Consider the following 26498-nt stretch of genomic DNA (forward strand, 5'->3'; position numbering starts at 1 on the left):
CACGAAAAGGACGTCTCTCCATGTCGCTCAAGCCGATCGCCGCCCTGCTGGCCTCCCTTGCCCTGGCACCGGCCGCACTGGCGCAGGCCCCGCTCAGCCCGGAGGCGGGCGATGCGCGCTGCGTCGTCGTCCTGGGCTTCATCGCCTCGCAGCCCAACCAGCCGGCGGACAAGCTGTCCGCGCTACGCGCCGGCAGCATGTATTATGTCGGCAAGCTCAAGGGCCGCAACGCCGGCCTCGACATCCCCGCCACGCTGACCCGCGCGGCGCAGCAGGCGCAGGCCGCCAAGATCAATGTCGGCACCGAGGCGGCACGCTGCGGTCGCGAGCTGACCGCGATCAGCCAGATCACCACCGCTCGCGCCAGGCCCGCCGCGCCGAAGAAGTAAGCCGGTCAGGCCGCCGCCGGCACCCCGCCCGCGAATCGCGCCTGGATCCACGGCAGCGCCTCGCGCCAGTCGTCGATCCGGGCATGGGCGAAGGGGGCCGGCGGCATCGCCACCGCCAGTTCGGCATCGGCGATCAGGTGCAGCCGGTGGACGCCCGGCGCATCGCGCGCGACCGATTCGTGATGGCCGGCGATGTCGTCGACGAACACCGCCACCGGCGGCCCGTCCGCGCCGCCATGTTCGGCCAGCAGCGCCGCAACGGCCGGGCCCTTGCCGCCCTGGTTGCAGACCACCCGATGCGCGATGCCGAAAGCGGCGAGCTGCGCGACGCGGGGCTGGCGGCAATCGTCGAGCAGATTGGTGAGGATGACGATATCGGCCCGGGTCGCGATCGCCTGCAGGGCCTCGGCCGCGTGCGGCACCAGCGTCTGCCGGCCCATCTCGGCCGGGAAAAAGCCGCCGAGCAGCGACCACATCTCCGCCTGAGGGATCACGCCGCTGCCGTCGCGGCGCCTCATGCTGGTGGCGAAATCGCCCGCGCCGATCGCGAAGTCGATGTCGTGATGCTCGTCCAGCCAAGTGCGGAAATGCCGCACCATGTGCAGCAGCACCTCGTCGCAATCGGTGATGAGCAGCGGCTTCATGCGCCCTCTCCGTCCAGCCGGCGGCGGGCGGCGACCAGCACCTCGGGCCGCTCGTCCAGGTCGGTCGCACAGGCGATCAGGTCGGGCTCGTATCCTTCCAGGAAACCAAGTACGGCGGCCTGCGTTGCCCGTTCGCTTGCCCCTGATTTCAAATCATTAGGGGTCAGGCCGGTCACATCGAGCAGCCGATGCGCCCGGTCGGGCGCCGCCAGGGTCCAGGCCAGGGCGCGCAAGGCGAGGATTTGCGCCGATGCTATTGTATCTGCGTCGTGATTTGTACTGGACCGCTGCATTGCCTATCGTCGCCTTCAGCTGAGAACAGGAACCCGCGTGACGAAAAAGGTCTTGGTTGTCGAGGATAACGAGCTCAACCTGAAGCTGTTCTGCGACCTGTTGCGGGCGCATGAATGGGCGGCGGAGCCGGTGCGCGACGGCCGCGAGGCGGTGGCGCGCGCGCGCGAGGTGGAGCCGGACCTGATCGTGATGGACATCCAGATGCCGCACGTCACGGGGTACGAGCTGATCCTGGCGCTCAAGGCCGACCAGACGCTTCGCACCATCCCGATCATGGCGGTGACCGCCTATGCGGGGCGCGACGACGAGGATCGGATTCGCGGCGCGGGCGCCGATGCCTATGTCTCCAAGCCGATCAGCCTGGCACGCTTCATGGAGGCGGTGAACGGGCTGGCATGAGGGTCCGCCCGGTCGCTTGCTGCCACCCGCCGTCCAGGCACGACGAAAAGGCCCTGGGCGTCACCACCCACGGCCTTGTCGCACATCCGATAACCGGACGGGGCGGCGACGCCGCCCGCGTGCCGCTTACTTGATCTTGGCTTCCTTGAACTCGACATGCTTGCGCACGACGGGATCATATTTCTTGAAGGTGAACTTCTCGGTCTTGGTGCGCGGGTTCTTCTTCGCGGTGTAGAAGAAACCGGTGTCCGCAGTGCTGACGAGCTTGATCTTGATGGTGGTCGGCTTGGCCATGAGCCCTATCCTGAAAAAGACAAGAGCGGCCGACCCATATGGTCACCGCTCGATCAGCCGTGGCGGATGCCGGAGGATCGCCGGAAAGTCAACCGCTCGAGTCAGGGCCGATGCGCGTTTACCCAGGGTTAACCACGAAGCATCCATCGTGCGGATCGAGAATCGCGTTGGGATTCCGGCAGGAGGGCGGGCGGCATGGGCAAGGCGTTGCGGATCGGTCACGGCGAATCACGGCCCCATGATCCGGCGCGACTCGACAGCGTGCGGGCCGACCTGACCGCGCGAATCGCCGCGCTCGACGTGCGCGCGCCCTATGCCCGCGCCCGCGACCTGGCCGTCGATGTCGATGCGATCCGCGCCATCGCGCATCGCAACGGCCTCGACCCGGCGGTCACCGTCGCCCATTTCCTCGATTCGGCATTGGCGCGGGGCGAGCACGGCTCGCTGATCCATGGCTGGCTGGCGCTGCTCAGCGATGCGGTGCGATGCGAGCGGCGCGACTTGGCCGCGTGCGAATCCTTCGCCGCCGCCTGCTCGGTGCGGCTGGCCGGCTGACCGGAACGCCCGGCGCGGTTGAAAACGGCCCGGCGGGGAGCCATTCGGGCATCGGATCGTTACGCATCCGACCCGTTGGAACATCATGCCGGAGCTTATCATGGCCGATCTCGACCCCGCCCTCGCGACCCCCACCGATCTCAACCGCAACGACACCAAGACCGCCGGAGATGCGCTCAACATCGCGCTGGCGGATTGCTATGCGCTGTACCTGAAGACCAAGAATTTCCACTGGCACGTCTCGGGCCCGCACTTCCGCGACTATCACCTGATGCTCGACGACCAGGCGACGCAGATCCTGGGCGTGACCGACGCGATCGCCGAGCGCGTGCGCAAGACCGGCAACACCACGTTGCGCTCGATCGGCGACATCGCCCGCCGCCAGCAGATCGTCGACAACGACAAGGATTTCGTCGCACCGGCGGACATGCTCGCCGAGTTGCGCGAGGACAATCTCAAGCTGGTCGAGGCGCTGCGCGATGCGCGCGAGCGGGCCGAGGCGGCGAAAGACACCGCCACCTCCAGCCTGGCCGACGACTGGATCGACCAGGCCGAGGAGCGCGCCTGGTTCCTGTTCGAGGCCAGCCGCCAGTCCTAAGTCCCTGCTGAAAAGGAGCGTGCCGCCATGCTGAAACTGGCCGTGATCTTCCTCATCGTCGGGCTGGTGCTCGGCGGCCTCGGCTTTGGCGGCATCGGCGGCGCCTTTGTCGGCATCGCCAAGATCCTGTTCTTCATCGCCATCGCGCTGTTCGTGATCTTCCTCGTGCTGGGGCTGATCGCGGGCAAGACGGTGAAGGACGCGGTCGACTGATCGCTTTGGCGGAGCGCGGCGTGCCTCCTGTGCGTTGAGCCGGGATGCACGCCTTCGCCGCCCTGCTCGATTCGCTGATCTACACGCGCGGTCGCAACGCCAAGCTGAAGCTGATCGCCGATTATCTCCGCGCCACGCCCGATCCCGATCGCGGCTGGGCGATGGCGGCGCTGACCGGCGATCTCGACCTGAAGGGCGTCAAGCCCGCCCTGATCCGTGCGCTGATCGAGGAGCGCGTCGATCCGGTGCTGTTTCGGATGAGCCGCGACTATGTCGGGGATACCGCCGAGACGGTGGCCCTGCTCTGGCCCGCCCCGGTCGTGCCGGCCGATCCCGAACCGCTGAGCGTCACCCAGGCGGTGGAGCGGCTGCGCCACCTGTCGCGTTCGGATGCGCCGGCCGTGCTGGCGGCGATGCTCGACCGGCTCGACAGCGAGGAACGGTTCGCACTGCTCAAGATGGCGACCGGCGGCCTGCGGATCGGCGTGTCCGCCCGCCTCGCCAAGACCGCGCTGGCCCAGGCCTTCGCGCTCGATGTCGATCGGGTCGAGGAACTGTGGCACGGCCTCCAGCCGCCCTATGACGCGCTGTTCGACTGGATCGAGGGGCGCGGGGCCGAGCCGACCGCCGCCGACACCCCCGTTTTCCGCCCCTTCATGCTCGCGCACGGGCTGGAGAATGCGCGCGTCGACCTGGAAGATTATGCCGCCGAGTGGAAATGGGACGGCATCCGGGTCCAGATCGTCCATGTCGCCGGGCAGACGCGGCTCTACAGTCGCACCGGCGACGATGTGACCGGCAGCTTCCCCGATGTCGCCGCCGCCTTCGCCACGCCGGGCGTGGTCGATGGCGAGCTGATGGTGAAGGGCGAGGTGCAGGGCGGCGAGGCGGCGAGCTTCAACGCGCTCCAGCAGCGGCTCGGCCGCAAGACGGTGTCGGCGCGGATGCTGGCGGACTATCCCGCCTTCGTGCGCCTCTACGACATCCTGTTCGACGGCGCCGAGGATGTACGCGACCGACCCTGGACCGAGCGGCGCGCGCGGCTTGAGGCGTTCGTGCCGCGCCTCGACCCCGAACGCTTCGACCTTTCGCAGCTGATCGAGGCCGAGGACTTCACCGCGCTGGAGGCGATCCGCGCCGGCGCGCGCGACGCGGCGATCGAGGGCGTGATGCTCAAGCGCCGCGACTCCACCTATCTGGGCGGCCGCCGCGCCGGGCTGTGGTACAAGTGGAAGCGCGATCCGCTGACCGCCGATTGCGTGATGATGTATGCGCAGCGCGGCAACGGCCGGCGCTCTTCCTACTACAGCGACTATACGTTCGGCTGCTGGACCGAGCAGGGCGAGCTGGCCCCGGTCGGCAAGGCCTATTCGGGCATCACCGACGAGGAATTGCGGATGCTCGACAGCTTCGTGCGCAAGCATACGGTGCATCGGTTCGGCCCGGTGCGCGAGGTGGAGAAGACGCTGGTGCTGGAGATCGCGTTCGATTCGATCCACGCCTCCAGCCGGCACAAGTCCGGCGTGGCGATGCGCTTCCCCCGCATCGCCCGCATCCGTCTCGACAAGCCGGCCGAGGAGGCGGACCGGCTGGCGACGCTCCAGACGCTGGTGACCTGACCGGTCCGGAACGGATCGACGATCGCGTCCCCGCCGGGCGGATTGGTGGAGATGGACGGCTTTGCGCGACGGCGCGCCCCGTCCAATGTCCGCCTTGCCGATAATTTCCCAGTATTTGGCTCGCCATAGGCGGCTTGCGCCATCTAGAACGGACCTATGTCGATCGCCGAGCGAAACGAACCGGATAGTCTGCGGATCGAGAATGATCGGCTCCGGGCGGAGCTTGAACGGTATCGCGAGCGGGATCGCGGCGAGCAAAGCTACCGTGCGCTGTTCGAAACCATGGACGAAGGCTTCTGCATCATCGAATTCGTCGACACGCTTAGGGGTGGGCTGACCGATTACGTCCACCTCGAAGCGAACGGCGCTTTCTCCAAGCATTGCGGCCTGCCCGATGCGGTCGGCCGAACCGCCCGCGACATGATCGGGGACGAAGCCGAGGCGTGGATCGCCACCTATCGTCAGGTGATCGATACCGGCGAGCCGATCCATTTCGAACTGGAACTGACGTCGATGGGCAAGCATCTTCAGGTTTCCGCCTGGCCGAACGGCCCGGCGGACGGCCGGCAGGTGGCGATCCTGTTCAAGGATCTGACCGAGCGGCGTCGCGCCGAAACGGCACTGGCCGAGCTCAATGCGACGCTGGAGGAGCAGATCGAGGAGGGGTCGGCCGCGCTGCGCCTCTACCGGGACATCGTCCAGTCGGACGGATCGCCCGTTTCCGCCTTTGACATGGACATGCGGATCACCGCCTTCAACAAGGCGCATGAGGACGCCTATTTTCGCGTCTATGGCGTCCGACAGCAGATCGGCGACATCCTGCCCGATCAGGTCGTGCCCGAGCAGGGCGCGCTGCTACGCGAACACATGGCGCGTGCGCTGGCCGGCGAAAGCTTCGTCATCCGCGATGCGTTCGGACGCCCCGAGCTCGACATGCCCGTGTGGCAGATCGCCTTCAATCCGCTGCGGGACGAGAATGGCCGCATCATCGGCGGTTTCCACCACGCGCTCGACATCACCACCGAAGTGCATGGCCGCGAAGAACTCGAGCGAACCCAGGATGCGCTGCGCCAAAGCCAGAAGATGGAGGCGATCGGCCAGCTTACCGGCGGCGTCGCGCATGATTTCAACAACCTGCTGACCGTCATCCGGGGATCGATAGATCTGCTGCGCCGGGAAGGTCTCCCGGTGGAGAAGCGCCAACGCTATCTCGACGCGATCGGCAGCACGGCGGAACGCGCCGCCAAGCTCACCGGCCAGCTTCTCGCCTTCGCCCGCCGGCAGACGTTGGAACCGGAGGCGATCGAGGTACGCGATCGCCTCGAAGCGATTTCCGACATGCTCGACAGCATCACCGGGGCCCGCGTGCGCGTCAGCTATGACGTGCCGGCCGAAACCTGCACGATTTTCGCCGATGTCAGCCAGTTCGAGACGGCGCTGGTCAATCTCGCGGTCAATGCCCGGGATGCGATGGATGGCGAGGGCACCATCACCATCCGGCTCCGCTGTGACGCGTCGATGCCGACGATCCGGAACCATGGCCCCGGCATGGGACGGTTCGTGGCGATCGCGCTAACCGATACCGGCACCGGGATCGATCCCGGCGACCTGGAACGCATCTTCGAGCCCTTCTTCACCACCAAGGGCGTCGGCAAGGGTACGGGACTGGGACTCAGCCAGGTGTTCGGCTTCGCCAAACAGTCCGGCGGGGACATCGACGTCCAGAGCAGCGCCGGCGAAGGGTCGACCTTCACCCTCTACCTGCCACAGGCCAATGCCTTGGGCCGGGAGCGAAAGCCCGCCGTCCAATCACAGGCCATGGGCGGCGAGGGACGCTGCGTGCTGGTGGTGGAGGACAATATGGATGTCGGCCGCTTTGCGACCCAACTGCTCGACGATCTCGGTTACCGCTCCACCTGGGTGACGAGCGCCGAGGAGGCGCTCGATCAGCTCGGCGACGATGGAGACGGTTTCGACATCGTCTTCTCCGATGTCGTCATGCCCGGCATGGGCGGGATCGAACTGGCCCGGCGGCTTGCCCGCGACATGCCGGCCCTGCCCGTCATCCTTGCCAGCGGGTACAGCCATGCGCTGGCGACGGAGGGGACCGAGGGCATGGATCTGCTCAAGAAACCCTATTCGGCGAGCCAATTGTCCGGTGCGTTACAGCGGCAGCTCGAACGATAGGCGCGATGCGGTTTCCGGTTCGGGGAGACGGTCGAACCAAACAGGCCGCCCGACGTGGAAAAGCGCGGCAAATTGGAAGTGTTGGAGAGAAGGCTCGCCCCCCTTCACCCCGGTTCGTACCCCCGCCCTTTGCCGGGTGGGAAAGCAACGATCCGCCGCGAACGCCTCGCCGACCTATCCCTTCACCAGCCCGCGCCAGGGCAGGTCCGGACCGACCGGTACGATGCCGCAGGGATTCAGGTCGCGGTGGCTGGCATAATAATGCGTCTGGATATGGTCGAGATGCACCGTATCGGCGATCGCCGGATCGCTCAGGATGCGTTCCAGATAGGCCTCCAGCGCCGGGTAATCGACGATGCGGCGGATGTTGCATTTGAAGTGACCAACATAGACCGGGTCGAACCGCACCAAGGTGGTGAACAGGCGGATATCCGCCTCGGTCATGCGCGCGCCGACCAGCCAGTCCTGCTTGGCCAGCAGCGCCTCCAGCCGGTCGAGCGTCTCGAACAGCGGCAGCACCGCCTCCTCATAGGCGCTTTGCGTGGTCGCGAAGCCGGCCTTGTAGACGCCGTTGTTCACCCGGTCGTAGATATCGGCATTGATCGCATCGATCGCCGCGCGATGCTCGGTGGGATAGAAGTCGCCCGGCCTCGCCCCCAGCCCGTCCCAGGCCTGGGTCAGCATCCGGATGATCTCCGCACTTTCGTTGCTGACGATCGTCTCGCGCTCGCGGTCCCACAGCACCGGCACCGTGACCTTGCCCGTATAGCCGTCCCGCGCGCGGGCATAGAGCTGCCACAGGAAATCCGCGCCATGGAGCGGATCGCCGGTGCCGCCCCGCTCCGTTTCGAATGTCCAGCCCTGCTCCAGCATCACCGGATCGACCACGGAGACGCCGATCATCTCCTCCAGCCCCTTGAGCGCGCGAACGATCAGCGTGCGGTGCGCCCAGGGACAGGCATAGCTGACATAGAGGTGATAGCGCCCCTTCGCCGCCGGCCAGCCCTGTTGCCCGTCCGGCCCCGGTCGGCCATCCGCCGTCACCCAGTCCCGAAAGCCGGCATCCTGCCGCTTGAACGCACCGTCGGCGCTGTCCTCCGTCACCTTGCCGGCATGCCAGCGTCCGTCGATCATCCTGCCCATATGGCGCTCCTTCCGGTTCGGCGGGTCTACGCTTGGCCGAGGGTCAGGGTTTCAGCTTGATCTCGAACAGCTTCGGCCAGAGCTTACCCGTGACGAACAGGCGGCGCGTCGCCGGGTCATAGGCGATGCCGTTGGCCACCCCCTCCGGATCGGACACCGACACCTGCGCCACCACGGGCCGCAGGTCGACGATCTGCGTGACCTTGCCCGAGCGCGGATCGATCCGGATCAGATAGGGGGTGTGCCAGACATTGGCGAGGATCGTGCCGTCCACCCATTCCAGCTCGTTGATCTGGTCGATCGGCCGGCCGTTCAGCGTCACCGCGATCCGCCGCTTCTCCTTCAGCGTCCTGGGATCGAGCACGTGCAGCGTCGCGGTCCCGTCCGACTGGATCAGCGACGTGCCGTCATTGGTCAGCCCCCAGCCCTCGCCGGTCGTGTAGCGGCCCTTGCCGAGCGGCTTGAGCGTCCGCGCATCCCAGCGATAGGCGACACCGTCATGCCAGGTCAGGCTGACCAGCGACTTGCCCCAGGCGGCGAGCCCCTCGCCGAACTGCGACGGGTCGATGCGCGCGCGCCGCTCGACCCGGCCGGTGGCGAGGTCGACCCGCCGCACCTCCGACTCGCCTTCGCGACCCACGCTCTCGTAGAGCGCCCCATCGTGCCAGATCAGTCCCTCGGTGAAGGCGGAGCGATCATGCGGGTAGCTGCGCACCACCTCCACCTGGACGAGCGGCGGGCGCGGCGTGGCGGGTGCGGCGGCCTGGGGCGCGGCGGCGATCAGGGCGAGCGGGGCGAGGAAGGGTGCCATGCGATCCGTTCTAGGGGAGGATATAGTCGAGGGCCATGTCTAGAAGGGCGGCGGGACGCGGCGCATGATCCGCAGGACGACAATCCTGCCGTTCTCCAGTGCCATGTCGACGGTCCATTCTCCACCCGCAAACAGAGTGGCAAGCGCGCGAGGCGTCCCCCGCGAGTCCCTGCGTTCCGCCGGTTCGACCAAGCCCTGATAGCTCAGCGAATTCGGGTGGATATAGGCAATGGCATCCAGCGGCAGCTTGGCGAGCGCGACCCGGCCGCTGGTGATCACCGTCATATCCTCCTTGCTTGGTCGCAGGTCCGGATCCGTGTTGATGCGCGCAAAATCCCGCGCCATCCGAGCGGATTGATCATCAATCGATATCTGCACCGGAAGGGATCGATGGGAGCGCGCGCGGGCTTGAAGCGTGGCCAACTGGCGGATCAGCGCGAATGATGGCGACGCATCCGTTTTGCTGACGGAAAAATAGGGCTTTCGCACGGTGGCACATTCGCCCCTGTCTCGGGCATCGGCGCGCCAACTATAGGTGCGCTCGGTCGTCAGGCTGAGCGGCGGGGAAAGAGGCGCCGCCATCCCACGGAAGATGGCTGGCGCCAGCAGTACATGTACGACCGACCGCTCGCAAAAACCCGCCTCCGTGCTCACGTCACCCGCCATGACCAGGGTAACCGGCGTCTGATAGGAGGCGCCGGGCGGCGGCGGCGGCATTGGTGCGTGCCGCCCGACTTCGGCCGCCACGACCACCGGATGGCCGGGTGCCAGCACTGCGTCGGCCAATTGGGCCGGCGTCATCGCCCGGGCCTCGGCAAATGTCATGGCCGGGGGATCGGCGCGCAACGCGATGGTGGCGGCCAAGACCAACACGAGCGACATGATCCCTCCTCGATGACGAAGCCTGTCCACCCGACAGCCAGCCTGTCAGCGGCGACATGGCCCCAAACGCACAACGGCCCGCCCGGTCGAAACCGGACAGGCCGTCGCAATGCTCCACCCTGGTCGGGTGGAGCGGATCAGCTGCCCTGCTGCAGGTTGACGGCGGCATACTTGCCGCGACGGTCTACCTCGAGCTCGAACTGCAGGCGGTCGCCCTCGTTCAGCGAGCTCATGCCCGCACGCTCGACCGCCGAGATGTGGACGAACGCGTCCGGCTGGCCGTCGTCGCGCTGGATAAAGCCGAAGCCCTTCATGGCGTTGAAGAACTTGACGGTGCCCGTCGCCTTCTCGCCGGTCAGCTGACGCTGCGGCGCGCCGCCGAAGCCGCCGCCACGATCGTTGCCGCCCGCACGCGGCGCGCGGTCGCCGAAGCCACCCTCGCGCGGCTCACGCGGAGCGCGCTCGGTCACGGCCATCGGCTCGCCATCGATCTTCAGCTCGGTCGCCGAGATACGGCCACCGCGATCGACCAGCGTGAAGCCGAGCGGCTGACCCTCGGCCAGGGCGCTCAGGCCGGCCTGCTCGACCGCCGAGATGTGAACGAACACGTCTTCGCCGCCGTCATCGCGGACCACGAAGCCGAAGCCCTTCTGCGCGTTGAAGAACTTGACCACGCCGGTGCCTTCGCCAACGACCTGGGGGGGCATGCCGCGACCGCCGCCGAAGCCGCCGCCACCGAAACCACCGCCGAAGTCGCCACCGCCAAAGCCGCCGCCGCCGAAATTGTCATCGCCGCCGAAGCCATCGCGCTTGTCGCGCCCACGCCCGCCACGATTGCCGCGGCCACCTTTATCGAAACCCATAAGCCCTGTTCGTCTTCCCGGTTCGCCCGTCACTGCATCCTCAAGAACCCGAGCGCCGGACGACGTGCCGAGGTCTTCAAGGCGCGAAATAGTTTGCGCCTACTCTTGGGCATAGCCGATTCGATCGAGCTCCGCGAATGAAATTTTCACCACACCGCCCCGAACGCGGCGAAAAGATGCGTGGATGCGACGTTTCGCGCTGCCGCACGACCGCCGTCCGTGCTTGAGCGGGCGGGCGCCAGAGGCTACGGCCCTGAGGATGACCGTGCATTTCCATGAAGAGGACATCCCCGCCGGCCTGTTCGCCGGGGCGTCCAGCATTGCCGTCGACACCGAGACGATGGGCCTGATCACGCCGCGCGACCGGCTGTGCGTGGTGCAGCTGTCCGATGGCGGCGCGGACGAGCACCTCGTCCGATTCGCGCCCGACAGCGACTATGCCGCGCCCAACCTGAAGGCGCTGCTGGCCGATCGGTCGATCACCAAGCTTTATCATTATGGTCGCTTCGACATCGCCGCGATCCAGCATTATCTGGGCGTGGTCGCCGCCCCCGCCTGGGACACCAAGATCGCCTCGCGGCTGATCCGCACCTATACCGACCGGCACGGGCTGAAGGAGCTGGTGCGCGAACTGCTGGGCCAGGATCTGTCCAAGGCGCAGCAATCCTCCGACTGGGGCGGGCCCGACCTGTCCGACGCGCAGAAGGAATATGCCGCGTCCGACGTGCGCTATCTCCATCGGCTGCGCGAGGAGCTGGAACGGCGGCTGGCGCGCGAGGGCCGCACCGCCATCGCCCAGGCCTGTTTCGATTTCCTGCCGAGCCGCGCCGCGCTCGACCTGGCGGGCTGGCCCGAGCAGGACATCTTCGCCCATGCGTGAGGCCGCCTGATGTCGGAGGCCAGCCGCCGCGCGGGGGAGCGCAGCGCGCGCCAGCGCTGGGCCGCGCCCGGATCGCGCCACGACCGGGTGGTGGCGGTGGCGCGAGTCGTGCTGCCGACCGCGATCGGCGTGCTGTCCGCCTTTCTGGTGATGGCGCCGCTGACCGCGAGCGGCGACGTGTCGTTCGTGCTCGACAAGAACAAGGTCGAGGTCGCGCGCGAGCGCCTCAAGATCCAGCGCGCGCAATATCGTGGCCAGGACGACAAGGGCCAGGCGTTCGAGCTGACCGCCGGCTCGGCGATCCAGCGCAGCTCCAGCGAGCCGATCGTCCAGCTCCGCGCGCTGGAGGCCAGCCTGCAACTGCCCGAGGGGCCGGCGGAGATCGTCGGCCAGCGCGGCCACTATAATATGGACTCGCAGAAGGTCGCGATCGACGGGCCGATCGCCTTCACCGGGGCGGGCGGCTACAAGATGGACACCAGCGACGCGACCATCGACCTGACGACGCGGACGATGCGCAGCGCCGGGTCGGTGACCGGCACCGTGCCGCAGGGCCGGTTCAGCGCCGATCGCCTCAGCGCCGATCTGGACAGCCGCACGGTGACATTGAATGGCAACGCCCGCTTGCGGATCGTACCGCGAGGGGCGAAATAGCGCCGATGCGCAAACTTACGCCGCTGATGCCCGCTTTCGCGATTCTCGCCGCCCCGATGCTCGCGGTGGTGCCGCTCACGCCGGCGGTCGCGCAGCAGCGCCATAACAGCAACGCGCCGATCGATTTCGGCGCGGACCAGATCCAGTTGCAGGACAAGGCCAATCGCGCCGTCCTGTCGGGCCATGTCGTCGTCAAGCAGGCGGAAATGACGCTGACCGCCACGCGGATGACCGTCACCTATACGGGCCAGGTGATCGGCGGCAATCCGCAGGTGTCGCGGCTCGACGCGTCGGGCGGCGTCACCGTCCGCCGGCCGGATCAGGTCGCGCGCAGCCAATATGCGATCTACGACCTCAACCGCCGCGTCATCACCATGATCGGCGCGGTGTCGCTGACCCAGGGCGGCGGCAACACGGTGAATGGCGGCCGGCTGACGATCAACCTGGACACCGGCCGGGCGGTGATCGACGGATCGTCGGTCGCGGGCGGCAGCGGCGGCGGCCAGGGTACGGGCGACGCCGGCGGCATCAGCCCGCGCGGCGGTCGCGTGACCGGCACCTTCTCGGTGCCCAAGCGCAATTAGGCGCCGGGGCTTTCCGTGCGCGGCAAAAGCGTGCAAGCGGAAGGCCCTGTCGGCCCCCTGTCGAAGTTCGTGAGGCATTAGCGCGATGGATTCCACCATCATCTCCCCTTCCGATACGGTCGCGCCGATCGCCGAGCCGCCGGTCGCGCGCGGCCTGCAGGTGGTGTCGATCGCCAAATCCTACGACAAGCGCACGGTGCTGACCGATGTGTCGGTGTCGGTCGGGCGCGGCGAGGTGATCGGCCTGCTGGGGCCGAACGGCGCGGGCAAGACGACCTGCTTCTATTCGGTGATGGGCCTGGTGAAGCCCGATTCGGGCCGCATCCTGCTCGACAATGAGGATATCACCGGCCTGCCCATGTATCGCCGCGCGATCCTGGGCCTGGGGTATCTGCCGCAGGAGACCTCGATCTTCCGCGGCCTCTCGATCGAGAAGAACATTCTGGCGGTGCTGGAACTGTCCGAGCCGGACGCCGCGCAGCGCCAGGTCAAGCTCGACCGGCTGCTGGAGGAATTCGGCCTGACCCGGCTGCGCGCCTCGCCGGCCATGGCGCTGTCGGGCGGCGAGCGTCGCCGGGCGGAGATCGCGCGCGCGCTGGCGGCGGACCCGTCGATCATGCTGCTCGACGAACCGTTCGCCGGCATCGACCCGATCTCGATCGCCGACATCCGCGACCTGGTGAAGGACTTGAAGCGCCGCGACATCGGCGTGCTGATCACCGACCATAATGTCCGCGAGACGCTCGATATCGTCGACCGCGCCTATATCATCTATGACGGGCGCGTGCTCTTCTCCGGCTCGCCCGCCGAGCTGGTCGCCGACGCCAATGTCCGCCGCCTGTACCTGGGCGAGGGCTTCTCGCTCTAGCGCCATGGCCGCCCGCCTCTCCCGCTTGGACCAGGCCGGATGAGCTTGGCGCCGCGTCTCGATCTTCGCCAGTCGCAATCGCTGGTGATGACGCCGCAATTGCAGCAGGCGATCAAGCTGCTGGCGCTGTCGAACCTGGAGATCGAGACGTTCATCGCCGAGGAGGTGGAGAAGAACCCCCTGCTCGACGCCACCGCGACCCAGGAAGTGGTGCGGCCCGAACGGCCGGAGGCGGAGGAACCGGCCGGCGCCGACGCGCTGGTGACCGGGGCGGCCGTCGCCGATCCGCTCGACGTGGATTACGCGACCGAGAGCCATCACCAGGATTCGGCCGCGGACGGCGGCGGCACGGCGGATGGCGGCCTGTCGCTGTCGGGCGGCACAGGCAGCGGGAGCGGAAGCGCCGGGTCGGAGGACGGCCCCGATCTCGACTCGCTGGCGGAGGGCGCCCCCAGCCTGGCCGACCATCTGCTGGCCCAGGCGACGCTGGCGGTGCCCGCCGCCGAGGCCTTCATCGCCCAGCATCTGATCGACCAGATCGACGAGGCGGGCTATCTGACCGTGTCGCCGCTCGACCTCGCCAACCGGCTGGCGGTGCCGCTGGTCCGGGTCGAGCGGGTGCTGGCGATCGTCCAGACCTTCGATCCCACCGGCGTCGGTGCGCGCGACCTGGCGGAATGCCTGGCGCTCCAGGCGCGCGAGGCGGATCGCTACGACCCCTGCATGGCGCGGCTGATCGAGCATCTCGACCTGCTGGCGCGGGGCGAGCTGGCGCGGCTGAAGCGGATCTGCGGCGTCGATGACGAGGACATGGCCGATATGGTGCGCGAACTGCGCGCCTATGACCCCAAGCCCGGCTGTCGCTATGGCGGCGAGCCCGCGCCGGCGGTCACCCCCGACCTATTCGTGGTGCCGGTGCGCGGCGGCTTCGGCATCGAGATCAACAGCGCCACCCTGCCCCGCGTGCTGGTCAACCGCCGCTATTACAGCGAGCTGTCGCGGACGGGGCAGGACAAGGCGTCCAAGGCCTGGCTGTCCGATTGCCTGGCCAGCGCCAACTGGCTGGTCAAGGCGCTGGACCAGCGGCAGCGCACGATCATGAAGGTCGCGCAGGAGATCGTGAAGCAGCAGGAGGGGTTTTTCCGCCACGGCGTCGCGCATCTGAAGCCGCTGACGCTGGCACGCGTCGCCGAGGCGATCGGGATGCACGAATCGACCGTCAGCCGCGTCACCAGCAACAAATATCTGTCCTGCGCGCGCGGGCTGTTCGAGCTGAAATATTTCTTCACCTCGGCAATCCAGGCGGCGGACGGCGGCGATGCGGTATCGGCGGAGGCGGTGAAGAGCGCGCTCAAGGCGCTGATCGCGGGCGAAGGCAATACGATCCTGTCCGACGACACGCTGGTCGAACGCCTGCAGGCCAAGGGCTTCGACATCGCGCGGCGCACCGTCGCCAAATATCGCGAGGCGATGGGCATCGGCAGCTCGGTGCAGCGCCGCCGGGCCCGCGCATTGGGCGGCTGAACGGCCGCTTCCTTACTCCCTTGACGAAGTGCCGATAGAGGCCGGGGTGGAGCCAAGGGAAGGACAAGCCGGTGTTCAACGTGACTGTAGATCTGGAACGCGGCTGCCTGGAGCAGGATGACATCGGGTTGACGCAAGCCGTCATTGCGAGCGCGGCGAAGCAATCCAGGGCGTCACGCGCGCGGCTCTGGATTGCTTCGCCGCGCTCGCAATGACGAACCCAAGTCCGAATCATGTCATCGGGTTCTGGAGACCGAGGTTTCTGGCTTCTGGACTTTGGATACCATGGCCGATTTGGGCCGCGACGTTGCGGAGGCGGCGATCTAGAACCAGGCGGCGTGCGCAACAATACAGCCCGCGCCTGGCTATTCGCAGTGGAGGATGCGGCGGCGGCGGCCTGACCGCACCGATGGCGCGTTACGCCGCTCCGTCTCGATCCTGGCGCAGCCGGTCCGCCAGCGCCTGGATCGCGTCGCCCGAGAAGCATTGCACCGCCGCATCGCTGTCGTCGATCTGGACCGGATGATCGGTCGTCAACACGGCCTGCGCCCGGTGCGCGGCATCCATCTCTCCCCAGGCGCGCACCGCGCCGGCCAGGCTGGTCACCTCGGCCACGTCATGGCCGCCGCGCGGCACATTCTCTAGCGCCGCGCTCATCCGCCAGTCGATCGTCACAGGTCGTTCTCGCTGATCACCACCATCGCCTGATCGGGATCGCGCGCCAGCGCCTTCGCCCCCGCCTCGGCAACTTGGTCGGCGACGCGGGTTAGCGTCGCGACCGGCTCGGTGATCGGATCGATGCCGGTCAGCGCCCGCAGGCCGTCATAGGGCATGGCGAAGGCGTGGCGATCCTCGCCGATATCGGCGGCGAATTCGACGCGGCGCTCATCGACATTGTCGAAGATCGTGGCGGTATCGATGTTCAGCCGGGCTGCGGCCATCCTGATTCTCCTTGGACAGGCCCATTGAACCGCGGGAGCCGCAGCGCAGTTCCGCGTCAGTCGTCCTCATCCTCGAAGCCAACCAGCGCCAGCGCGCGGGCGCGGATCTGGCGGGTCATGCACCAATGGACCAGCGCGTCCTCGCGGCCATGGGTCACCCACACCTCCTTGGGCGCGATCTCGGTCAGCGTCTGGGTCAGTTCGTCCCAATCGGCATGGTCTGACAGGATCAGCGGCAGCTCGATATTCTTCTGGCGCGCGCGCTGGCGGACCCGCATCCAGCCGCTGGCCATCGCGGTGATCGGATCGGGCAGCCGCCGCGACCAGCGGTCGTTGAGCGCCCCGGGCGGGCACATCACGACATGGCCCGCCATCGCCGCCTTGGCGACGCCCGCGACCGGGATCAGCTCGCCCAGATGGACGCCATGTTCGGCATAGAGGTCGCAGAGCCGCGCCAGCGCGCCATGGATATAGATCGGCGCCGCATGTCCGCGCGCGCGCAGCTCCGCGATCACCCGCTGCGCCTTGCCAAGCGCATAGGCGCCGACCAGCACGCATCGATCGGGATTGGCGTGGAGCCGCGCCAGCAGCTTGTCGATCTCGTCGCCCGTATCGGGATGGCGGAAGACCGGCAGCGCGAAGGTCGCCTCGGTCACGAACACGTCGCAGGGCACGGGCTCGAAGGGGGTGCAGGTCGGGTCGGCGCGGCGCTTATAGTCGCCCGACACCACGATCCGCTCGCCGCGATAGTCGAGCACGATCTGCGCGGACCCCAGTACATGGCCGGCCGGTACGAAGCCGATCTCGACCTCGCCCAGCCTGATGGTCTCGCCATAGGCAACGGGCGCGCCATTCTGGGGGCCGTAGCGCGCCGCCATGATCGCCAGCGTCTCCGGCGTCGCCCAGACGCAACCATGGCCGCCGCGCGCATGATCGGCATGGCCATGCGTGACCAGCGCCTGCGGCGTGGGTTCGGACGGGTCGATCCACGCATCGGCCGGCTTCACATGGATGCCATGGGGGTGGGGTTCGATCCAGTCGCCGAGCTTGACCATCACGCCTCAACGTCCGGGATCGCAGGAATGTCCGGTTTCGGCTCCGCCCCGGAAAGGGGGGAAACGGGACGGAGCCGAGCTTGGGAACGGGCGGGCGGGCGGATCGGTTCCGCAGCCCGCCGGCCATTACATCGCCTGGAGTTCGGTCAGATGCGTCTGCACCACCGGTGCGATCTGCCCGGCGACCATCTTCAGCGGCGCGGACGTGCCATTGGCGGCATAGCCCTGGTGCAGCGTCAGCGCACGCTGGTGCGCCGCCTTCTGCTGGGTCACGTAGAGTGAATCGCGTGCCGTGCCCTTGGCCGCCCGGAGCGCCGCGACGTCGCGTGCGCCCATCGCGTCGAGCTTGGGCGCCGGCACGGTGATGCCGGCCTTGGCGGCGGCGGCCTTCACATCGGCGGTGCTCTTGGTATGGTCGCGGACCATCATCTGCGCGAACTGCCGCAACTTGGCGTTCTTGCTCGTCGCCAGCACCAGCTGGCTGGACGTCTTCTCATAGAGATCGCCCGCACCCGCCTTGGTGACGAAGGTGGTCGGCGACACCGCCTGCGCCGACACGGCGGCGGGGGTCAGCGCGACGATGGCGGCAAGCGTGATGGATCGGATCATGGTGGCTCTCCTATTGGCCTAGCTGCTCGCCCAAGCGCGCCAAATCACGCGGCGTTCCCGACAGGAGGAGGATTTGACCAGAGATTGGAGCAACTTGATTGCGATCAATCGGATTTTTGACAGATCGGATCCATCCGCTTCCACCAATTGTCAGAAGAGAGGCAATCCAAAGATCACGACATCATCCCGGCGACGGCGCGCCCTGCGCAAGGAGTCGACGGTCCACTTCCCTCCACCTCGCCTGAGGCCGGAGGGATAAGGCGTTTCGAGTCGAACCCCCGGGTCGTATCTTGGCCCGGTCGCGCCGCCCCTTTAGCGGCCCACCCAATCGGCGATCTGCGTCGCCACCTGGTTCGCCGCCTGGTTCAGCGCCGGGCCGGCCGATTCGGCATCGATCGCCGCCACGGGCACCTGTGCCTCGAACCGGCGAGTCTCGGTGCCGCTCTGCCCGGCGCGCGAGAGGGTGGCGTCATAGGCGACCACCGCCTGGCGCCCGGTCGCGTCCAGGCCGAAGCGGCGGAGCGTACCGCCCAGTTGGTCGTTGGCCCCTCCCACCGCCTGCACGGGCGTGATGACGACCCGGCCGGTACGCGCCGCCAGCGTATCCGACACCAGCCGCGCGAACAGCCGCGCCGGCGGTTCCGACCATTGCGCGTCCTTCACATAGGCGAGCGTGGTCGGCGTCACCTCCACCGGCACGCGGGCGGTGGCCAGCGCCGCCGCGCTGCCCGGCACGTCGACCACGATGGCACGGGCGGTGGCCGAGTCGCGCACCTGGCCGACCGGCACCACGGCATCGCTGGTCAGGACCAGCAGCGACTTGGGCGGCTTGGCCCCGAAGCTGACGCAGCCGGCCAGCGGCAGCGTCGCGGCGCAGATCAGGAGAGCGGCTCTGTTCATGGCGATCCTCACTTGCCCTTATAGTCCGGCAGCTTCTGCGCGCCGATCAGCGAGCTGGCCCCCTGCTGGTCGACCTTTTCCGCCACGGCGGACAGGGCGGTGGCGGTGGTGCGCAGGTCGCGGATCAGGCGGTTCGCTTCCGGCATGGTCTGCTTCGAAAAGGCCTGGAGGCCCGGCCGCGCATCGTCGATCGCGGCGTTCAGCGTCTCCGCCGATTGCTGGGCGGACGCGATCGCGCCGTTCAGATTCTGGATGGTCGGCGCGATGTCATTGGCCAGCACCCCGTTGGTGGTCTGCGCCAGGTCGCCGATCTGCTTCGACGCCTCGCCCGCCTGCTGGATGGCGATCCGCGTCTGCGCCAGCGTCGCCGCGATCTCCGGCCCGCGATCGGCCAGCGCGTCGGTCAGACGGTTGGTATTGTCCAGAATGCCGGCGATCGACGCCTGGTTGCGGTCGGTCAGCAGGCCGGTCAGCCGCTCGGTCAGCGTCGACAGCCGCTCCAGCAGCTGCGGCGCGCTGTTCAGGATCGCACCGATGCCGCCTTGCTTGGTCGGGATGACCGGTACGCCATAGGGGCAGACATTGGGATTGGGCGGCTCCGGACAGGTGATCGGCCGGGCACCCTTGCGCGCGCCGTCCAGCGAAACGGTGCTGGTGCCGGTGAAGCTGCCGATCACGGTCGCGGTGGTGCCGTCCAGCACCGGCGTGTCGTCGTTCACGCTGATCCGCACGCGGACATATTGCGGATCGTTCTTCCACAGGGCGATCGACTTCACCTGGCCCGACGGCACGCCGGAATAGGTGACCTGCGACCCGCGCGCCAGGCCATCGACCGACTGGCGGAAGAAGATGTCATATTCCTTTTCGGCGGTGCCGCCCAGCCGCGCGATCCACACGGTGAACAGCGCCAGCATCGCCAGCAGGATCAGCACGACGGCGCCGACCAGGACGTGGTTCGAACGGGTTTCCATCAGCCTGTCCTTGTTCCGGCGGGATCGCTGTCCCGCGCCGCATTGTCGCTGTCGCCGCCTTGCGACGTCTGGTGGGTGGTCCGGGCCGTCACCTCGGTCGGATGGCGATCCATTTCCGCGTCGAAGTCGAGCCGCTCCTGGCCCGTCGCGGCGGCGCGGCCGCGTGGCCCCTCGAAATATTCGTGGATCCAGGGATGGTCGGTCGCCTTCAGCTCGTCGATCGTCCCGACCGCGATGACCCGCTTGTCGGCCAGCACCGCCACCCGGTCGCAGATCGCATACAGCGTATCGAGATCGTGGGTGATGAGGAACACGGTCAGCCCCAAGGTGCGCTGGAGCGACTGGATCAGCGAATCGAACGCCGCCGCGCCGATCGGGTCCAGCCCCGCCGTCGGTTCGTCGAGGAACAGCAATTCGGGGTCGAGCGCCAGCGCGCGGGCCAGACCGGCGCGCTTCTTCATGCCGCCCGACAGTTCGGCCGGGTATTTCGGACCCGCCTCGGGCGGCAGGCCGGTCATCACCACCTTATAGGCGGCGATCTCGTCGAGCAGCGATTGCGGCAGCTCGCGATAGAATTCCCGCAGCGGCACCTGCACGTTTTCCGCAACCGTCAGCGTGGAGAACAACGCCCCGCCCTGGAACAGCACGCCCCAGCGCTTGCGGATCGCCACCGCCTCGGTTTCCTCGCGGCCGATGGTGGGCTCGCCGAACACGGTGATCTCGCCCGCATCGGGGGTCTGGAGGCCGATGATCGAGCGCATCAGCACCGACTTGCCGGTGCCCGAGCCGCCGACCACGCCCAGGATCTCGCCGCGCCGGACCTGGAGGTCGAGCTTGTCGTGGATCACCGACTCGCCGAAGCTGTTGCGCAGCCCCTTCACGTCGACCAGGATATCGTTCTTGCGCGTCGGCATCAGTCCCAGCCCAGCCAAGTGAAGAACACCGCGAAGAAGGCGTCGAGCACGATCACCAGGAAGATGCCCTGCACCACCGCCGAGGTCGTGCGCAGGCCAACCTGTTCGGCATCCGCCTCCACCTGCATCCCCTGGAAACACCCCGCCAGCGCGATGATCGCGCCGAACACGGGCGCCTTGATCAGGCCGACATAGAGGTCGGTGATCGGCACGACCTCGCGAATGCGGGCGATGAAGGTGATGGGCGGGATCCCCAGCGACACCGCCGCCAGCAGACCGCCGCCGATCATCGCGATCAGCGACGAATAGAAGCCGAGCAGCGGCATCAGCACGATCGCCGCCAGCGTGCGCGGCACCACCAACGCCTCCATCGGCGATACGCCGATCGTGCGCATGGCGTCGATCTCCTCGGTCAGCTTCATCGTGCCGATCTGCGCGGCGAAGGCGGAGCCGGAACGGCCCGCGACCATGATCGCGGTCATCAGCACGCCCAGTTCGCGCAAGGTCAGCCGGCCTACCAGGTTGATCGTGAACACTTCCGCGCCGAACTGGCGAAGCTGCACCGCGCCCTGTTGCGCGATGACGATGCCGATCAGGAAGCTCATCAGCCCGACGATCGCCAGCGCGGCGACGCCGACCGTCTCGAATTCATGCACCACCGCGTTGAAGCGGAAGCGGCGCGGGTGGCGGATCACGCTGGCGAAGGCGAGCGTGGTCGAGCCGAGGAAACCGAGCAGCCCGAGCAGCGTGCGTCCCGACTGGACCACCGCGTCGCCGACCTCGCCCAGCACGCGCTGGACGCCGCTGCCCTGCGATGGACGCGGCACCAGCGGCTTGTCGGCCGCCACCACCTGGTCGAACAGATGCCGGCCGTCCTCGCTCAGCCCCTCGACCCGCGCGTCGTGCTTGGCGGCGAAGCGGTGGACGATCCAGGCACCGACCGTGTCGATCCGCTCGACGCCGCTCAGGTCCACCGTGGTGACCCGATCGACCTGTTCGAGTCGCTCGGTCAGGCCGGCAATGCGGGCGAGCGACAGGTCGCCGGTGAACCGGACCGTGCCGTTATCGTCCTGGAACTGCGCGGCATCGTTCATCGAACGCACCCTTGATCGAAATGACGCGTCGCGGCAAGCCGTCCCGACATCGCGATGAACGGTGACGGGGCGCTCATAGCAGCATGTCGACGGCATGGATGCCCAGACCGACCAGCCCGCCGACCAGCGTGCCGTTTACCCGGATATATTGCAGGTCGCGTCCCACCGCATTCTCCAGGCGGCCGGTGATGGTGGCCGCGTCCCAGCTTCGCACCGTCTCCGATACCAGCCGGACGATGCCGTCGCCATAATCATGCGTCACGCCCACCGCGGCGCGACGGACGAATCGGTTGATGCGCAGCGCGAGGCCGCGATCCTGGCGAAGCGTATCGCCGATCTGGCGCAGGACCTCGCCCAATTGCCCGGTCATCGCCGCCTCCGGATCGCGGGCGATGCGCAGCAGCGCGCCGCGCGCCTGCTCCCAAAGGCCGTCGAGCCAGCGCGCCATCGCCGGATTGGCGAGCAGTTCCTCCTTCGCCGCCTCGATCCGCGCGCGGGTGGCGGGATCGTGCTGCAAGTCCCAGGCGAACCGGTCCAAGCCATCCTCCACCTTCTGCCGCATCGGATGGTCGGGGTCCTCGGCGACGTCGTGGAGCAATTTGTCCAGCCCGGCGATCAGCTTGTCGGCCAGCGTCTCGTCCAGCCCGGTCCAGCGCAGCACCGCGCCGGCACGCTCGCGCACCATCTGGCGGATCAACGCGTCGTTCGACTGCAACAAGCCCGAGGCCCAGCGCGCGCCCGAATCGAGCAACGGCCGGTGCCGCCCCTGCGCCATCATCGCGGTGAGCAACTGGCCCAGGATCGGCGCTACCTCCATCTCGCGGATCCGAGTGGCGACCGCGGCCTTCATCATGCCGCCCAGCTTGGCCGGGTCCATCGCCTCCAGCACCTGCGCCACCATGCGCGAGGCGCCCCGGCGGAAACGGCCGCCCGCCCCCTCGGGCGGATCGGTCAGCCAGCGGGCGGCGGCGGCGGCGACATCGACCCGGCGCATCCGCCGCGCCACCACCCGCGGCACCAGGAAGTTGGACCGCAGGAAATGGGCGAGCTGGTCGCCGATCCGGTCCTTGTTGCGCGGCACGATCGCGGTGTGCGGGATCGGCAGGCCGAGCGGGTAGCGGAACAGCGCGGTCACCGCGAACCAGTCCGCCAGCCCGCCGACCATCGCCGCCTCGGCAAAGGCGCGGACGAAGCCCCAGGCCGGGTGCGCGCCGACCATCAGCCGGCTGACCAGGAACAGCCCCGCCATCGCCACCAGCAGCGCGGTCGCGACCAGTCGCATCCGCACCAGCCCGGCCGGCACTTGGTCGAGGGACGTGCGCGCGAGTTTCACAAGCGTAACAATACCTGAAACGCGTGTTGGTTCACGCCTATTCGGCCCAGCGCCCCTTGCCTATTCGGCCGGATGCGGCCCCTCCTGATAGCCTATCCGGCCCCCCGTATGGCCAAGTTGCGGCCCCGACGGGCCGGCGATGCCGACCACGTCGCTGCCATCGTCGCCGGGGCGATAGGTGAGCAGGCGGCGGCTGAGTCGCGGCCCGGCCCAGCGCTCGACCCCCACCGCCAGGCTGAAGATCGCGGGCACGATCAGCAGTGTCAGCACCGTCGACACCACCAGCCCGCCGATCACCACCGTGCCCATCGGCGCGCGCGACGAGCTGTCGCCCGACAGCGACAGGGCCGTCGGCACCATGCCCGCCACCATCGCCACCGTGGTCATCACGATCGGCTGGGCGCGCTTGTGCCCGGCATCGATGATCGCGCTCAGCGTATCGACGCCCTTGGCCATCTCCTCCAGCGCGAAGTCGATGAGCAGGATCGAGTTCTTGGCGACGATGCCGAGCAGCATGAGCAGGCCGATATAGACCGGCATCGAGATCGGCTGCCCCGTCACCCACAGCGCCAGCAGCCCGCCGAGCGGGGCCAGCATCAGCGAGCCGAGATTGACGAAGGGCGGCAGCACGCGGCGATAGAGCAGCACCAGCACCGCGAAGACCAGGAACACGCCCGCGATCACCGCGACGATGAAGTTCTGGATCATCTCCGCCTGCCATTTCGACTGGCCGAGCTGCAACTCGCTGACGCCGATCGGCAGGTTCTTCATCGTCGGCAGCGCATGGATCTCCTTCATCGCCACCGAGCTGACGACGCCGGGCGCGAGATCGGCGCCCAGGGTGATCTGGCGCTGCTGGTTGACGCGGTCGATCTTGGTCGGGCCGGAGCCCAGGCCGATATCGGCGACCAGGCTGAGCGGCACCGACCCGCCATTCTGGGTCGCCACCGGCAGGTTCTGGATCGTCGACAGGTTCGCGCGCGCCGACTGGTCGAGCGCGACGCGGATCGGGATCTGCCGGTCGGACAGCGAGAAGCGCGCCGAGTTCTGGTCGATATCGCCCAGCGTCGCGATGCGGATCGCGCTCGACAACGCCTGCGTCGTCACGCCCAGATTGGCGGCCAGGTCCATGCGCGGACGGATCACGATCTCCGGCCGCTGCATCTGGCCCGACACACGCGGCGCGGTGACCGTCTTCAGCCGCGCCATCTCCGCGACGATGCGGTTGGCGGTCTCGCCCAGCTTCACCGGATCGTCGCCGCCCAGCACGATCGTCAGGTCGCGGCCGCTGGAGCCCCAGCCGAACTGCGACCGGAACGAGACGCGCGCATCCGGGATCTTCGCCAGTTCCGGCGCCAGCTTGCGCTCGAACTCGGTCGAGGTGACCGTGCGGTCCTTGGACAGGATCGCGGTCACGTTGCCGCTGCCGACGCGGGTGCGGGCATAGACGGAGGTCACCTCCGGCTGGCGGCGCAGGAAGTCGGCGACCTGGCTGACCACCGCATCGGTCTGCGCCAGCGTCGTGCCGGGCACCATCTCGACCTGCGCGCTCGAATCATCCTCGTCGCGCGTCGGCTGGAAGGTGGAGGGCAGGATGCCGAACATCGCCAGCGTCATCGCGAAGGAGGCGACACCGATCAGCGTCACCCAGACGCGGTGGTCCAGGAAGCGACCCAGCCAGCGCTTCGCCCCGCCCTGCGCCCGCCAGGCCGTGCTGCGGCCGCGATCCAGCGTCCAGCGCAGCGTCGCCATGTACCAGTCCATCAACCGCCCCTCGCCATGGCTGGCATGGCCGAAGGACTTGAGGAAATAGGCCGCGATCATCGGCGTCAGCAGCCGCGCGACCGCCAGGCTCATCAGCACCGCCGCGACCACGGTCAGGCCGAAATTCTTGAAGAACTGCCCGGCGATCCCCGGCATCAGCCCGACCGGCAGGAACACCGCGACGATCGACATCGTCGTCGCCAACACGGCGAGGCCGATCTCGTCGGCCGCGTCGATCGACGCCTGATAGGCGTTCTTGCCCATCCGCATGTGGCGGACGATATTCTCGATCTCGACGATCGCGTCGTCGACCAGCACGCCCGCCACCAGGCTGAGCGCGAGCAGCGTCATGCTGTTCAGATCGAAGCCGAGCAGATCCATGACCCAGAAGGTGGGTATCGCCGACAACGGGATGGCCAGCGCCGAAATGAAGGTGGCGCGCCAGTCGCGCAGGAACAGGAATACGACGACGACCGCCAGGATCGCGCCCTCGATCATCGCATGGATCGCGCTCTTATACTGTTCCTCGGTATAGTCGGTGCTGGTCCAGCGCTGGACGAACTTCACCTTGGGATTGCGCTTCTCCAGCACCTCCAGCTTCTTGACCGCCTCGTGATAGACGGTGACGTCGGACGCGCCCTTGGCGCGCTGGAAGTCGAAGCTGACCGCCTGGCGGCCGTTCACCGCCGCGCGGCTGCGCTGTTCGGCATAGAGGTCGCGGACCTGGGCGATGTCGCCCAGACGCACGGTGCGGCCGCCGCCGACCGCGATCTGCGTGTCAGCCAGGTCGTTGGCGTCGTGCGCATTGCCCAGCACGCGGATCGACTGTTCCGACCCGGCAATCTGCGCACGGCCGCCCGCCGCGTTCAGATTGACCTGGCGCAGCTGCTGGTTGACCTGGCTGGCGGTCAGCCCCTGGCTCTGCAGCTTGACGGGATCGAGGATGACGCGGATCTCGCGGCTGACGCCGCCATTGCGGTTGACCGTCGCCATGCCGGGCACCGACAGCAGCTCCTTGGCCACCGTATTGTCGATATACCAGGACAGCTGCTCGACCGTCATGTCGCTGGTGATCGCGGCGAAGCTGGCGATGTCGTTGCCGCTGGTATTGGCGCGGAACACCTGCGGCTCCAGGATACCCTCGGGCAGGTCGCCGCGGATCTGCGCGATCGCGTCGCGCACGTCGTTGACCGCGCGGTCGATCGGCGTGCCGATCGCGAGCTGGATCACCGTCTGCGACTGGCCCTCGGTCACCGTCGAGTTGATCTCGTCGATGCCCTGGAGGGCGCGCACCGCCGCCTCCACGCGCTGCGTCACCTGAGTTTCCAGCTCGGTCGGCGCGGCGCCCGGCTGGGCGATGACGACGATCGCGACCGGGAAGTCGATGTCCGGATCGTTGTTCACGTCCATCCGCATGAAGCTGACGATGCCCGCCAGCGTCAGCGCCAGGAACAGGACGATCGGCGGCACCGGATTGCGGATCGCCCAGGCCGAGATGTTGCGGAAGCTCATCGGG

Annotated in this window: 30 protein-coding genes; 13 read left to right on the top strand and 17 right to left on the bottom strand. The window is 67.9% G+C overall.

The annotated features are described in order from the left end of the window. The first annotated feature begins 20 nt into the window (after positions 1-20). Positions 21-389, top strand: a complete 369-nt coding sequence (locus tag BRX43_RS04440) for a hypothetical protein (protein ID WP_125993637.1) — start codon at positions 21-23, stop codon at positions 387-389. Positions 390-394: 5 nt separating this feature from the next. Here the strand turns inward: BRX43_RS04440 and BRX43_RS04445 are convergent, their stop codons facing one another. Then, positions 395-1033: an HAD family hydrolase gene (locus BRX43_RS04445; RefSeq protein WP_125993638.1), complete on the bottom strand. Its 639-nt coding sequence runs from the start codon at positions 1031-1033 to the stop codon at positions 395-397. After that, on the bottom strand, positions 1030-1326 hold the full coding sequence (locus BRX43_RS04450) for a DUF3572 domain-containing protein (protein WP_125993639.1): 297 nt from the start codon (positions 1324-1326) through the stop codon (positions 1030-1032). The genes BRX43_RS04445 and BRX43_RS04450 overlap by 4 nt, the downstream gene beginning before the upstream one ends. 37 nt (positions 1327-1363) lie before the next feature. Between BRX43_RS04450 and BRX43_RS04455 the strand changes: the two genes are divergently transcribed. Then, positions 1364-1726, top strand: coding sequence for a response regulator (locus BRX43_RS04455; protein WP_125993640.1), 363 nt, complete (start codon positions 1364-1366; stop codon positions 1724-1726). 126 nt (positions 1727-1852) lie between these two features. Here the strand turns inward: BRX43_RS04455 and rpmG are convergent, their stop codons facing one another. Then, a complete protein-coding gene (gene rpmG / locus BRX43_RS04460; RefSeq protein WP_125993641.1) occupies positions 1853-2020 on the bottom strand; it encodes a 50S ribosomal protein L33 in 168 nt (55 codons plus the stop codon). 195 nt (positions 2021-2215) lie between these two features. On the opposite strand from rpmG, the gene BRX43_RS04465 reads away from it, so the two are divergent. The 5 genes from BRX43_RS04465 to BRX43_RS04485 all read left to right on the top strand — a co-directional run bounded on the left by BRX43_RS04465 (position 2216) and on the right by BRX43_RS04485 (position 7192). Further along, positions 2216-2575 (top strand): hypothetical protein, encoded by a 360-nt coding sequence (locus BRX43_RS04465; RefSeq protein ID WP_241214758.1) that lies wholly within the window; start codon positions 2216-2218, stop codon positions 2573-2575. Between the two features lie 100 nt (positions 2576-2675). After that, entirely contained in the window at positions 2676-3173 is a 498-nt protein-coding gene (locus BRX43_RS04470) for a DNA starvation/stationary phase protection protein (RefSeq protein ID WP_125993642.1), read from the top strand. Positions 3174-3200: 27 nt separating this feature from the next. Continuing rightward, a complete protein-coding gene (locus tag BRX43_RS04475) occupies positions 3201-3386 on the top strand; it encodes a DUF1328 family protein (protein ID WP_125993643.1) in 186 nt (61 codons plus the stop codon). A 44-nt stretch (positions 3387-3430) separates the two neighbouring features. Continuing rightward, positions 3431-5005, top strand: coding sequence for a cisplatin damage response ATP-dependent DNA ligase (locus BRX43_RS04480; protein ID WP_125993644.1), 1575 nt, complete (start codon positions 3431-3433; stop codon positions 5003-5005). 156 nt (positions 5006-5161) lie between these two features. Beyond that, positions 5162-7192, top strand: coding sequence for a PAS domain-containing protein (locus BRX43_RS04485; protein ID WP_125993645.1), 2031 nt, complete (start codon positions 5162-5164; stop codon positions 7190-7192). Positions 7193-7366: 174 nt separating this feature from the next. On the opposite strand, the gene BRX43_RS04490 is transcribed toward BRX43_RS04485, so the two are convergent. From BRX43_RS04490 to BRX43_RS21140, 4 genes are all read right to left on the bottom strand, one after another. Further along, complete coding sequence (locus tag BRX43_RS04490; RefSeq protein WP_125993646.1) at positions 7367-8335, bottom strand: glutathione S-transferase family protein; 969 nt, start codon at positions 8333-8335, stop codon at positions 7367-7369. A 43-nt stretch (positions 8336-8378) separates the two neighbouring features. Continuing rightward, positions 8379-9146: a glutaminyl-peptide cyclotransferase gene (locus BRX43_RS04495; protein WP_125993647.1), complete on the bottom strand. Its 768-nt coding sequence runs from the start codon at positions 9144-9146 to the stop codon at positions 8379-8381. Between the two features lie 39 nt (positions 9147-9185). Then, complete coding sequence (locus tag BRX43_RS04500; protein ID WP_125993648.1) at positions 9186-10028, bottom strand: hypothetical protein; 843 nt, start codon at positions 10026-10028, stop codon at positions 9186-9188. A 137-nt stretch (positions 10029-10165) separates the two neighbouring features. Beyond that, a complete protein-coding gene (locus BRX43_RS21140) occupies positions 10166-10891 on the bottom strand; it encodes a cold-shock protein (RefSeq protein WP_125993699.1) in 726 nt (241 codons plus the stop codon). 259 nt (positions 10892-11150) lie between these two features. Between BRX43_RS21140 and BRX43_RS04510 the strand changes: the two genes are divergently transcribed. From BRX43_RS04510 to BRX43_RS20190, 6 genes are all read left to right on the top strand, one after another. Then, positions 11151-11771: a ribonuclease D gene (locus BRX43_RS04510; protein ID WP_125993649.1), complete on the top strand. Its 621-nt coding sequence runs from the start codon at positions 11151-11153 to the stop codon at positions 11769-11771. 9 nt (positions 11772-11780) lie between these two features. Then, positions 11781-12425 carry an LPS export ABC transporter periplasmic protein LptC gene (gene lptC / locus BRX43_RS04515; RefSeq protein WP_125993650.1) on the top strand — a complete coding sequence of 215 codons (645 nt, stop codon included), beginning with the start codon at positions 11781-11783 and terminating at the stop codon, positions 12423-12425. A gap of 5 nt (positions 12426-12430) precedes the next feature. Continuing rightward, positions 12431-13009 (top strand): LptA/OstA family protein, encoded by a 579-nt coding sequence (locus BRX43_RS04520; RefSeq protein WP_125993651.1) that lies wholly within the window; start codon positions 12431-12433, stop codon positions 13007-13009. 85 nt (positions 13010-13094) lie between these two features. Then, positions 13095-13877 (top strand): LPS export ABC transporter ATP-binding protein, encoded by a 783-nt coding sequence (lptB, locus tag BRX43_RS04525; RefSeq protein WP_206433102.1) that lies wholly within the window; start codon positions 13095-13097, stop codon positions 13875-13877. 39 nt (positions 13878-13916) lie between these two features. After that, positions 13917-15401 (top strand): RNA polymerase factor sigma-54, encoded by a 1485-nt coding sequence (gene rpoN, locus BRX43_RS04530; protein WP_125993652.1) that lies wholly within the window; start codon positions 13917-13919, stop codon positions 15399-15401. Between the two features lie 71 nt (positions 15402-15472). After that, the gene (locus BRX43_RS20190; RefSeq protein ID WP_164523523.1) at positions 15473-15616 is read left to right on the top strand and encodes a hypothetical protein; all 144 of its coding nucleotides are present in this window, start codon (positions 15473-15475) and stop codon (positions 15614-15616) included. Between the two features lie 202 nt (positions 15617-15818). Here BRX43_RS20190 and BRX43_RS04535 read toward each other — a convergent pair whose 3' ends face one another. The 10 genes from BRX43_RS04535 to BRX43_RS04580 form a co-directional block, all read right to left on the bottom strand. Then, positions 15819-16058, bottom strand: a complete 240-nt coding sequence (locus BRX43_RS04535; protein ID WP_125993653.1) for a hypothetical protein — start codon at positions 16056-16058, stop codon at positions 15819-15821. Positions 16059-16072: 14 nt separating this feature from the next. Further along, positions 16073-16342, bottom strand: a complete 270-nt coding sequence (locus BRX43_RS04540; RefSeq protein WP_125993654.1) for a hypothetical protein — start codon at positions 16340-16342, stop codon at positions 16073-16075. A gap of 56 nt (positions 16343-16398) precedes the next feature. After that, positions 16399-17397, bottom strand: a complete 999-nt coding sequence (locus tag BRX43_RS04545) for a ligase-associated DNA damage response exonuclease (RefSeq protein WP_125993701.1) — start codon at positions 17395-17397, stop codon at positions 16399-16401. Positions 17398-17523: 126 nt separating this feature from the next. Beyond that, positions 17524-18006 carry a DUF4142 domain-containing protein gene (locus BRX43_RS04550; protein ID WP_125993655.1) on the bottom strand — a complete coding sequence of 161 codons (483 nt, stop codon included), beginning with the start codon at positions 18004-18006 and terminating at the stop codon, positions 17524-17526. A gap of 312 nt (positions 18007-18318) precedes the next feature. Next, a complete protein-coding gene (locus BRX43_RS04555; protein WP_125993656.1) occupies positions 18319-18906 on the bottom strand; it encodes an ABC-type transport auxiliary lipoprotein family protein in 588 nt (195 codons plus the stop codon). Between the two features lie 8 nt (positions 18907-18914). Beyond that, complete coding sequence (locus tag BRX43_RS04560) at positions 18915-19877, bottom strand: MlaD family protein (protein ID WP_125993657.1); 963 nt, start codon at positions 19875-19877, stop codon at positions 18915-18917. Continuing rightward, entirely contained in the window at positions 19877-20791 is a 915-nt protein-coding gene (locus BRX43_RS04565) for an ABC transporter ATP-binding protein (RefSeq protein ID WP_125993658.1), read from the bottom strand. The genes BRX43_RS04560 and BRX43_RS04565 overlap by 1 nt, the downstream gene beginning before the upstream one ends. Beyond that, positions 20791-21885, bottom strand: coding sequence for an ABC transporter permease (locus BRX43_RS04570; RefSeq protein ID WP_125993659.1), 1095 nt, complete (start codon positions 21883-21885; stop codon positions 20791-20793). The genes BRX43_RS04565 and BRX43_RS04570 overlap by 1 nt, the downstream gene beginning before the upstream one ends. 73 nt (positions 21886-21958) lie before the next feature. After that, positions 21959-23167 carry a DUF445 domain-containing protein gene (locus BRX43_RS04575; RefSeq protein WP_125993702.1) on the bottom strand — a complete coding sequence of 403 codons (1209 nt, stop codon included), beginning with the start codon at positions 23165-23167 and terminating at the stop codon, positions 21959-21961. A gap of 111 nt (positions 23168-23278) precedes the next feature. Beyond that, positions 23279-26494 carry an efflux RND transporter permease subunit gene (locus BRX43_RS04580; protein ID WP_125993660.1) on the bottom strand — a complete coding sequence of 1072 codons (3216 nt, stop codon included), beginning with the start codon at positions 26492-26494 and terminating at the stop codon, positions 23279-23281. Between the last annotated feature and the right edge of the window lie 4 nt (positions 26495-26498).

Source organism: Sphingomonas sp. S-NIH.Pt15_0812, from assembly GCF_003951315.1.
Taxonomy (GTDB): domain Bacteria; phylum Pseudomonadota; class Alphaproteobacteria; order Sphingomonadales; family Sphingomonadaceae; genus Sphingomonas.